Origin of the sequence: Spirillospora albida (assembly GCF_000718255.1) — a bacterium.
GTDB lineage: Bacteria > Actinomycetota > Actinomycetes > Streptosporangiales > Streptosporangiaceae > Spirillospora > Spirillospora albida.
In genome coordinates, this window is record NZ_JOFJ01000064.1 from 1 (window position 1) to 534 (window position 534).

General features: G+C 66.5%; 1 protein-coding gene. It reads left to right on the forward strand.

Annotation, left to right across the window (positions count from 1 at the left end; translation table 11 throughout):
• Positions 1 to 534, forward strand: a 534-nt coding sequence (locus tag IE99_RS0128525; protein ID WP_030177522.1) for a penicillin acylase family protein, incomplete at both ends; no start/stop codon positions are given.

The window sequence follows — 534 nt, forward strand, 5'->3', positions numbered from 1 at the left end:
GACCAAGGGTTCGGTCACGCTCCAGGGCCTGTCGGGTCCCGTCGACGTGAAGCGGGACGGCTACGGCATCCCGCAGGTCTACGCCTCGTCCCCGCAGGACCTCTTCATGGCGCAGGGCTACGTCCAGGCGCAGGACCGGTTCTACGAGATGGACGTGCGCCGGCACATGACCTCCGGGCGCCTGTCGGAGATGTTCGGCAAGGGGCAGGTCCAGAACGACGAGTTCCTGCGCACCCTGGGCTGGGACCGGGTCGCCGAGCAGGAGTACGACAAGAAGCTGTCGGCCACCACCAAGAAGTACCTCCAGGCCTACGCCCAGGGTGTCAACGCCTACCTCAAGGGCCGCGACGCCAAGGACATCTCCCTGGAGTACGCGGCGCTCGGCTTCACCAACGACTACAAGCCCGCTCCGTGGACCCCCGTCGACTCGGTCTCCTGGCTGAAGGCGATGGCCTGGGACCTGCGCGGCAACATGCAGGACGAGATCGACCGCGCCCTGATGACCAGCCGTCTGGGTCCCAAGCAGATCAAGGA